This is a genomic window from Bacillota bacterium, assembly GCA_040754675.1.
GTDB lineage: Bacteria > Bacillota > Limnochordia > Limnochordales > Geochordaceae > Geochorda.
Genome location: JBFMCJ010000762.1, coordinates 1 through 1,626 on the forward strand (window position 1 = coordinate 1; position 1,626 = coordinate 1,626).

A 1,626-nucleotide genomic window follows, 5' to 3' on the forward strand; every position below is an offset into this window, starting at 1 on the left:
CTCACTGGTGACCAGTTGCAGGTATGTACGCGTGCTGCCGTCCTTGTTGCGGAAGACCTTCGTCCTGACGAACATGGCAGTTACATACTACCACACTGCGCAAGATAAGGCAATACCTGCACCGCAACACGTGGCAGCACATTTTCAAGTTCACGGCAGGGGCGACCTCGATTTCTCAAGCATTTGGCAACCCCGTGGCACTCAAAACCCGGGGTTGGCTTTCAAACTCGAGTAAGAACGTTTCCCAGAAAGCTTGATAGGCTTCGGCTCGGGGGCTTATAGGTGTTCTGGCGCCAGCTTTCTGCCATTCATTCGGCTGGGACACAAGCTTAAACAACGGGGCGGGCCTGGAGTCGTCGATCCGAATCAGTTTGATCTCTACTCCGAAAAAAACCTGGTCCTGCCGAGTGTTCGTTCAGCCAGTCGAGGGCCTGCCGGTGCTCGTCGCGAAATTGAGGAGAAATCCAAATTACGGTCTTCGCTCCCCGGCCAGCAGCATAGGTGAGCAGCTGCCCCAGATGGGTGTGGTCAGTGGGCTCGAGCTGGTTTTCGATGATGACCGTGTGGCCGGAGCCCAGGTCTTTTCCGACAAGGTCCACAGCAAAAGGTCCGACCGGGCCCTTGCGCTCGGTTATCTCAATGTCCAGCCCGAGGACCTGGTTCAATCGTTCGATGTTCTCCTTAAGCCAGGGAGTAGAATCTCTGGCCTCATCGCTCCATACGCGGCGAAGATCGACCTCGGTGAGCGTCCCGAGTTCTGTTGCCATGCGACGCTTGCCCCCAATTGGCATTCTTCCATGATCTTGCCTTTCCGGCTAGCAGGATTCGCCAGTTTTCCCGGCATATCCTCTTGGCAACCGCAGGGAGCGAGTGGCGGGCTGCTCCCCGGTGTCAGGCATCTTGATCGTGCGCCCGCCGACCTCACTGACAACTGATTGACCGTGCGGATCACCGGACTTCCTTGGTGAGGGGGTTACCTGCGGAGTGGGACCGGCGCTCTACAGGGAGTGCACGGTTGGGTAAAGAATAGAGGGGGTGGAGGTGACAAGTTGATCATCACGACTACGCCGGTCATCGAAGGTAAGCCGGTTCAGGAATACCTGGGAATCGTGACGGGCGAGGCCATCCTGGGGGCCAACATCGTGCGCGATCTGTTTGCCACCATCACCGACATCGTGGGTGGGCGGTCGGCGGCATACGAAGAGGAACTGCGCCGGGCACGGGAGATTGCCCTGCAGGAAATGGCGGACGAGGCTGCTCGCCTGGGCGGAAATGCCGTGGTGGGGGTGGACATCGACTACGAAGTGGTGCGGGAAGGAATGCTGATGGTTTCGGCCAGCGGCACCGCTGTTCGCGTCTGACTGGAGTGGGCGCATCAGTGCCGCTGTGTGCGCCCGTGGAAGGGGTGTCACCTTTTGGCCAAGAGGTGGGGACTGGCGCTGGGGGCCGGTGGGTTGTACGGGCTGGCCTACGTGGGCGTGTTCAAAGCGCTGGCCGAGGCTGGGCTGCGGCCTGACGTGGTGTCGGGAACCAGCGCCGGAGCAATTGCTGCGGGGCTGTATGCAGCTGGCGTGGCCCTGGACGACATTGAGCGTGAGTTGAGGCAGATGGCAGTGCCATCGAGGT

3 protein-coding genes are annotated in these 1,626 nt (G+C 59.8%); 2 read left to right on the top strand and 1 reads right to left on the bottom strand.

What is annotated here, in order from left to right:
* Positions 1-329: 329 nt before the first annotated feature.
* Positions 330-767 carry a hypothetical protein gene (locus AB1609_23345; protein MEW6049370.1) on the bottom strand — a complete coding sequence of 146 codons (438 nt, stop codon included), beginning with the start codon at positions 765-767 and terminating at the stop codon, positions 330-332.
* Positions 768-1,049: 282 nt separating this feature from the next.
* Here AB1609_23345 and AB1609_23350 point away from each other — a divergent pair, with 282 nt between their 5' ends.
* The gene (locus AB1609_23350; protein ID MEW6049371.1) at positions 1,050-1,361 is read left to right on the top strand and encodes a heavy metal-binding domain-containing protein; all 312 of its coding nucleotides are present in this window, start codon (positions 1,050-1,052) and stop codon (positions 1,359-1,361) included.
* A 54-nt stretch (positions 1,362-1,415) separates the two neighbouring features.
* Positions 1,416-1,626, top strand: a 211-nt coding sequence (locus tag AB1609_23355; protein MEW6049372.1) for a patatin-like phospholipase family protein, incomplete at its 3' end; no start/stop codon positions are given.

What these genes read in the sequence shown, in the direction of transcription:
- AB1609_23345 (MEW6049370.1), bottom strand. Translation starts at nt 767, where the DNA reads ATGGCAACAGAACTCGGGACGCTCACCGAGGTCGATCTTCGCCGCGTA.